The following is a 6,937-nucleotide window of genomic DNA, read 5'->3' on the forward strand; positions in this document are numbered from 1 at the left end:
CACAATTATCTATTATATTTAGTGATCGATTAAAACTGAATCTTTAAACCCGTTGACACACTTTATGTAATACTACCTAGTCGCATTGAACAATTTGCTCACCATGGAATTACTTCCTCAACTCTTCAATTTTCGCCTTCGCATCATTAAATACAATATCAATAGAAGCGGCGTCTTTTAGAAAGACGGTGTTTTCAGAACCGTAGTTTTCCAATTTCAAGTACCAGACAGCTTTTCCTTTACTTACATAGTATCCTACCTCAAAGCCATCGGATGTAACAAATTTGTTTTCTAGGTAGTCTGGCGAATTAACAATATCTTTTTCCACATCTGCCTTTAAAGCGTTCATCGCTTTAATAAGCTCGAGCAAATCGGAGTATTCAATAGATGCAACACTGTGACTATTATATTGGCTGGATTTATCTATCTGGTAAAAAAACTTCGTTTCCGCTCCTATTATCATTTCCCGAATGCGCGTTTCTACGCGCTCTGCATACATCCCTTTTATATCAGGTAATTTTGAATCCTGGAATTTGATAATAGCCCCTGTTTTAGATGCAAAAGACTCGATTTTGGTTTGGCCAGCTTTCTCATCTTTTTTAACATCTTGTGCATGAGTAATTACCACGCAAGAAATCAATAGTAATACGGAAATTAAAATTCTTTTTGTCATACCTGTTTGTGATTATTGTTGGTTAGTGAATTAAGATCTGATTGAGTGTTGCCTCTAACTTTTTTCCCATACAGGAAACTTGAATTGGGAAGTCACATCAGATGCAGCTCATGCATCGAAACTATAAAACAGGTTACATTTCAAATTACGGGAAGCCGTAAAGTATAAGATTTGAGTGAAGTCGATAAAGAAGTTTTTTACAGCGTCTAAATCAGGAATATCTAATCAGGGGAAAATACATTTTTGTCTTTGGTAAAATCTGAAACTTGCTCATTTGGGACAAAAGAAAAGCGGGAATTTCCAAAATCCCCTTGAAATTTCCCGCTTGTTCAGCGTCAGCGCCTCTATATTCGGATTTTATTTCTGGTTTCATATCTGCCCTTATTCTGTTACAATTTAATAACTAAACAGGCTTTATTTTGTTACAGAAAAAACATAAATTTGCCCTTATTCTGTTATATTACAACTCGTTTTATTATTATGACCTTTAAAAGAAGTATTGAAGATCATCTTAATCGCTGGAAATTAAATGCCGCACGTAAGCCGCTCATTATAAGAGGCGCACGTCAGGTTGGTAAAACCACACTGATCCGTGATTTTGCCAAAACATATACACATGTTATTGTGCTCAATTTAGAGAAATCGGCCGACCGCCGTTATTTTGATGATTTTGATGATGTTCAAACTATTTTTGAAGCTTTATTTTTGGCGCACAGTATTCCTTCATCAGCGGCCTCAGATACTCTTTTATTTATTGATGAAATACAGGAGAGCCCTAAAGCCATCCAGCTATTGCGCTATTTTTATGAAGAGATACCGGCGCTTCATGTCATCAGTGCAGGCTCGTTATTGGAATTTGCCATACAAAAAGTGCATAGTTTCCCGGTAGGCAGGGTGGAGTTTTTATATCTTCATCCTCTGAATTTCAAGGAATATCTGGAAGCCATCGGAAAACAGTCGTTGCTGACGCAATTGCTTCAGATCCCGGTAAAATCCTTTGCACATCAAACCTTAATGGATGCCTTTCATCGCTATGCGATTATCGGGGGTATGCCTGAAGTAATAAAAATGGACATTGAGAAACATAACCTTTCAGATTTATCCATTATTTACGAAAGCATTTGGGGTACCTATAAAAACGATGTAGAAAAATATACGTCCAACGACACGGAAAGGAAAATCATTAAATATTTAATGGATACTGCACCACTGTACCTGGATGAACGCATAAAGTTTCAGGGCTTTGGAAATTCTAACTACCGGTCAAGAGAGGTGGGAGAAGCATTCAGAACTCTTGATGATGCGAAGATCGTGCGTTTGATCTATCCTACTACAGACATGCTCCCACCAGTGAAGAGCGACTTAAAGAAAGCACCGCGTTTACAGTTCCTGGATATCGGCCTGGTCAATTACTCTCTGGGCATCCAGATAGAAATGCTCGTTATGGATGATTTGAACAGAGCTTACAAAGGGGCAATTATACCCCACCTGGTAACACAGGAACTGATATCCCTTCAGAGTATTTCAGCACACACACCTAATTTTTGGGTAAGAGAAAAAGCCCAGTCCAATGCAGAAGTTGATCTGCTATATTCTTATAACAAGTTGGTTATTCCCATAGAAATAAAATCAGGCAGTACTGGTACATTAAAATCACTTCATCAGTTTATTGAGGCCGCTGACCATCCATACGCTATCCGGATGTATGCAGGGGACTTGAAGGTAGAGAAAGCTGTTACTCCCAATAAAAAACCATATTTGCTAATGAATTTACCTTATTATGCTGGCACGGCATTACCTCAGTATATTGAATGGTTTGTACAACAGAAAATTTAGTATAAACTTCTTTTAGGGGAAGAATATTTAAAAGCTATAGTGTAAATGTGAAGAAGGATCTTAAATAATTGACATGTAGAGTAATAAAATTAAAAAAGGCTATCAGTTACGATAGCCTTTTTTCGTGTTGCCGAACACTTGTACCCCCAATGGGACAATTTATCTAACCGATAGATACAAGATTTTTTGGCTTTCGCCGATTTGCCCGACATGACGGATTAGCAGGATGCGCCCTTGGCTTTCGGTTTAAAATAAGCCGTTTCCAACCATTCGGATTTTCCGAACGATTTAGGATTTCCAGTTTTTTATATAAAAAACTGGAAATTTTATTTATAAAATGCTGATAATAAGTAGATAAATAGGAAATATCCCCTTTTATTTCGATACTTTAGAATACATAATTAAACCAATCAGTTTAATTATGCAATATTTTTTTAAACTAATTGGTTTAAGATACTTCTTGATATTTAAACTAATTGGTTTAAATTTATAAGGGCAAAATAGGTATTTCCATGAAATTGAAACATACCAGGCTGATTATCAGGCAACTCGATAAAAGGATGCAAGCCTTGCAGCCTTTGCGGGATATGGAACAGCCGAAAGACGGGTGGATAAGTCTTATCCGCAAGACGCTCAACATGTCCTTGCGACAATTGGGTGAGCGTCTTTCTTTAACGCCGCAGGGCGTGAAGAAGATCGAAAAAAACGAAGCCGAAGGAGGAATTACGCTTAATGCATTGCGTGAGGCTGGCGATGCTTTGGATTTGAAACTCGTTTACGGGTTCATACCCAAAAACGGATCGTTGGAAAAAATGATCGAAAGACAGGCCACGGAGATGGCGCGTAAGATCGTTCTGCGTACATCCACGACGATGAAACTGGAAGACCAGGAAAACTCCGGCCAACGGATCAAGGAAGCTATCGCGGAATTGACTGAAGAACTCAAACGGGAAATGCCGAAAGGCCTATGGGATTGAACATTCACTATGAAGAAGGGCAAACGCCTCTCGATGAAGATGAGAAGGAGGGATTGCTTATTCCATCCGTCACCACGCGCAGCGATCTTGATGAGGTAGAGCAGCGTAACATTGAAGAAGCGATACGCTGGACGATCGAACGGCGCAAGCGGTTCACCGCCAACGAAATCCTGACGGAGCAGTTTGTCAACGAACTGCATAAAAGGATGTTCGGCGAAGTGTGGCAATGGGCGGGAAGTTTCAGGAACTCGAATAAAAATATCGGCGTGGACAAATATCAAATCGCGCCCGATTTAAGAATGCTGCTGGATGATTGCCGTTACTGGATCGAGAACGAGACGTATTCAGAAGACGAAATCGCCGTTCGTTTCAAGCACCGTATCGTCTCCATCCATTGCTATGCCAACGGTAACGGAAGGCATTCACGTCTCATCGCCGACGTCATCATCGAAAAGATTTTCGGCGGCGATGTGTTCTCTTGGGGAGAGCGCAGTAACCTTATCCGTAAAGGTGAATCCCGCGCTGCTTATCTTCACGCTTTACGAGAAGCAGATAAAGGAAATATTGAGCCCTTGATCCGCTTCGCTCGATCCTGATTGCTAGGACTCAATCGTTCTTCCATAAGGCATTGCCCTTTTTTTTCCGCCAGATCGTGAAAAAATTCTAATTTTTTTTTACGTAAGTAAACCTAAGTTCACTTGCATACAGGAAAGTCACCAAATGCTTATAGGACTACTCGCGGTTGTGTATTACCGAAATTCCCGATCATAATATCAATGTGGCTAAGGATATAATCTTTAGCCTCGCCCGGTAAGGCAGAGATATAAAACATGAACTTCTCCTAATATTTAAAAAAGCTATAGTTTGGATGTGCGAAGAGGTATCTTAGATATTGATATGTAAAGTAATAAAATCAAAAAAGGCTATCAGTTACGATAGCCTTTTTTCGTGTTGCCGAACACTTGTACCCCAGATGGGAGAATTATCTAACCAGTTGCAGCAAGATTTGATGGATTTTAATTTATATATTTAAAACAGTATTGTCCGGGTAAAAAAGAACGTAAAATAAAAAAGGGAGCGATTAAGCTCCCAATAGTTTATAAGTTTGGGATTTGACGTGGCACCAGCCAGAAGTACGCTATCGGATGCTAACAGGCGCAGAAGCTACCTTGTGTTTGCAACGATTTACCAGGGATTATTGAATAAGTACCATGGATATATCTCGGACAGCCGGCTGAAGGGATTAAGTATCAATAATCTGAAGATCATTGACAGTAGCACCATTAGCCTGTTTGGAGATATTCTTCGCGGAGTGGGCCGTCCCCGGCTGGACGGAGCCAGGCGAAAAGGCGGCATAAAGGTACATGCCATGATGGATGCTTTTAGCGGGGTAACAGAGTTTGTACGTATGACACCAGCCAAAGTACATGATCGCCAGTTCCTGTTAAAGTTGAAGCTGCCCCGGGAAAGTTTTATAGTCTTTGATAAAGCTTATAACGATTACCGGCAATTTGACTCCTGGAGTAAGCAGAAAGTGTGGTTTGTGTCCAGGATGAAGGAAAATGCGGTTTACCATGTCTGCAAGGTTTTAGCAGACCGGACCCGCAAGCATAAGCATAAAGGGGTACTCAATGATCAGCTGATAACAGTTGGATATAAACAGGATAAGGAAGTAGTGCGATTACGCCTGCGCAGGGTAACTTATAAGGCAGATGATGGGCGGATATATGTTTTTATCACTAACAACCTGAAGATTAGTGCCAGCCAGGTAGCTCGGATCTACAAATGCCGATGGATGATTGAGTTATTGTTTAAACAAATAAAGCAAAACTTCCCTTTGCGATATTTTTGGGGAGATAATCAAAATGCAATTAAAACCCAGATTTACTGTGTACTGATTGCGCAATTATTAATGGTAGTGATCAGGAAAAAATCGGCGACGAAAAAATCATTTGCCAATATGATAACAGTTATCCGCTTGCATTTAATGAGCTATGTGGAACTGTTGGGTTTTATAAAGGATACTTATCTGGCATGGCGTAGGGTACACAACCCAGTTTTGAGCTCGGCCTAGAGGGGAGCTACCCACATTTTTTAATATAGAAAAATCGGCCACAATCCATACCAGCTATGACTTGCAGCCAAATTAGTAGATTTTTTCCGGACAACAATATATTTTCTAGGCACTATGAGAATTTTGCTTTCCATATTTGTATTCATCTTTATTATCTGTAGCCATGTTCTAGGAGAGTCTGATCCTTCTAATAACTCGGCAATGGTACCTGATACTACGCATATACCAATTGATCTTAATGATTGTATTGCTCAACTTGACAAAATAATTCCAGATAGTAATAAAGCCCGAATTGCTACGATGACTGAAGATCAGTTTTCAGCAGGAACACACATGAATTTGGGACTATGGATGAGAAATAACTGGAACCTTTGGAAAGGTTCACAACTATCAAGATTCTTTAATGCGAAAGGAATTTATCATCCTGATGATATGTCAGGGATTATACTCGATAGCTATTATCGCTATTTGATCAAAAAGGACATTAAACTTGAAGAGCAGATCAAGTATTACCAGGATTATTGGGAAAAGGTAAGGGAAGAAGATTTAGAACGGCAAAAAAAGGAGTTCGCCGGTTATCATATAGCGGATACAGTATTATTCAACTACAGGAATGGCTTTTCATCAAAAAACCAGGAAGACAAGTATGACAACAACCTTTGCGTTGCGAGGGGGATTATTACAGACAGAGATGAAGAACGGCGCAATATCAAAGTAAAATTGTTGGAGGGCTGCGAAAAAAGAGGAATTGTTTACTATGATAGTGATGGTGTGCTCATTTATGATAGCACTACGGGCAAAATGGAAAAGCCCCAGAAACGAATTAGATACTACATGAAAGTTGGAAAAGAAAATTGGTTTAATTATAGAGAATGGGAAGTAAATTAATAATGATGAATATGGTTCCATCTTTTTTCAGAAAGGTCCATTAAACAAAAAAGGCACCGCTCTCGCGATGCCTGTTCAATTTTCTCGGCGCGCCAGCGCCTCTATGTACCGAAGGCGAGCGATTCATTGAACACTTATTTGCCGTTTTAAACATTGTAGAAAAAATTATTATAAAAAATGAGCGTTTTAAAAAAAGTCCTTAACTGGGATTTATCTACGGAAGATATACAGGTTGTTTATGAATAGTTCGGTTATTCTTGTTCCTCATTTCTGAAGAATGAAAATTTCAATCGAACTTATCAGGTGAAGGTATGCTTCGGCGATGGCTTCACCGAGATGGTCTATCGTCCGAAGTTTATGAAAACGATCCGGAATTTCGTTTTGAAGAAGCATTCAGACAAGGTAATAAGGGAGTATCCCCACGAGCAAGTACATGTTTTTTTCTTGAAGAGGGAGGCTCTACTTTTTATGCAGGTGTCCAGTTGTGTG

The 6,937-nt window shown here is 39.5% G+C and carries 6 protein-coding genes; 5 read left to right on the forward strand and 1 reads right to left on the reverse strand.

Going from position 1 to position 6,937, the window contains the following annotated elements; all coding sequences use genetic code 11:
• Nucleotides 1-109: 109 nt before the first annotated feature.
• Nucleotides 110-673, reverse strand: a complete 564-nt coding sequence (locus KVT36_RS31235) for a hypothetical protein (protein WP_217607346.1) — start codon at nucleotides 671-673, stop codon at nucleotides 110-112.
• 480 nt (nucleotides 674-1,153) lie between these two features.
• On the opposite strand from KVT36_RS31235, the gene KVT36_RS31240 reads away from it, so the two are divergent.
• The 5 genes from KVT36_RS31240 to KVT36_RS31260 all read left to right on the forward strand — a co-directional run bounded on the left by KVT36_RS31240 (nucleotide 1,154) and on the right by KVT36_RS31260 (nucleotide 6,448).
• Nucleotides 1,154-2,509, forward strand: a complete 1,356-nt coding sequence (locus KVT36_RS31240) for an ATP-binding protein (protein WP_217607347.1) — start codon at nucleotides 1,154-1,156, stop codon at nucleotides 2,507-2,509.
• 512 nt (nucleotides 2,510-3,021) lie between these two features.
• Nucleotides 3,022-3,486: a mobile mystery protein A gene (locus tag KVT36_RS31245; RefSeq protein WP_217607348.1), complete on the forward strand. Its 465-nt coding sequence runs from the start codon at nucleotides 3,022-3,024 to the stop codon at nucleotides 3,484-3,486.
• Nucleotides 3,477-4,082, forward strand: coding sequence for a mobile mystery protein B (locus KVT36_RS31250; RefSeq protein ID WP_217607349.1), 606 nt, complete (start codon nucleotides 3,477-3,479; stop codon nucleotides 4,080-4,082). Before KVT36_RS31245 ends, KVT36_RS31250 begins: the two co-directional genes overlap by 10 nt.
• Before the next feature lie 509 nt (nucleotides 4,083-4,591).
• Entirely contained in the window at nucleotides 4,592-5,560 is a 969-nt protein-coding gene (locus KVT36_RS31255) for an IS4 family transposase (RefSeq protein WP_217607350.1), read from the forward strand.
• A 201-nt stretch (nucleotides 5,561-5,761) separates the two neighbouring features.
• Complete coding sequence (locus KVT36_RS31260) at nucleotides 5,762-6,448, forward strand: DUF6794 domain-containing protein (protein ID WP_217607351.1); 687 nt, start codon at nucleotides 5,762-5,764, stop codon at nucleotides 6,446-6,448.
• Nucleotides 6,449-6,937 lie beyond the last annotated feature (489 nt).

Origin of the sequence: Chitinophaga sp. GbtcB8 (genome assembly GCF_019091455.1) — a bacterium.
In the GTDB taxonomy this organism is placed as follows: Bacteria; Bacteroidota; Bacteroidia; order Chitinophagales; family Chitinophagaceae; genus Chitinophaga.

Coding starts and splice junctions, on each gene's coding strand:
- KVT36_RS31235 (WP_217607346.1), bottom strand. CDS start 673: ATGACAAAAAGAATTTTAATTTCCGTATTACTATTGATTTCTTGCGTG.
- KVT36_RS31240 (WP_217607347.1), top strand. CDS start 1,154: ATGACCTTTAAAAGAAGTATTGAAGATCATCTTAATCGCTGGAAATTA.
- KVT36_RS31245 (WP_217607348.1), top strand. CDS start 3,022: ATGAAATTGAAACATACCAGGCTGATTATCAGGCAACTCGATAAAAGG.
- KVT36_RS31250 (WP_217607349.1), top strand. CDS start 3,477: ATGGGATTGAACATTCACTATGAAGAAGGGCAAACGCCTCTCGATGAA.
- KVT36_RS31260 (WP_217607351.1), top strand. CDS start 5,762: ATGGTACCTGATACTACGCATATACCAATTGATCTTAATGATTGTATT.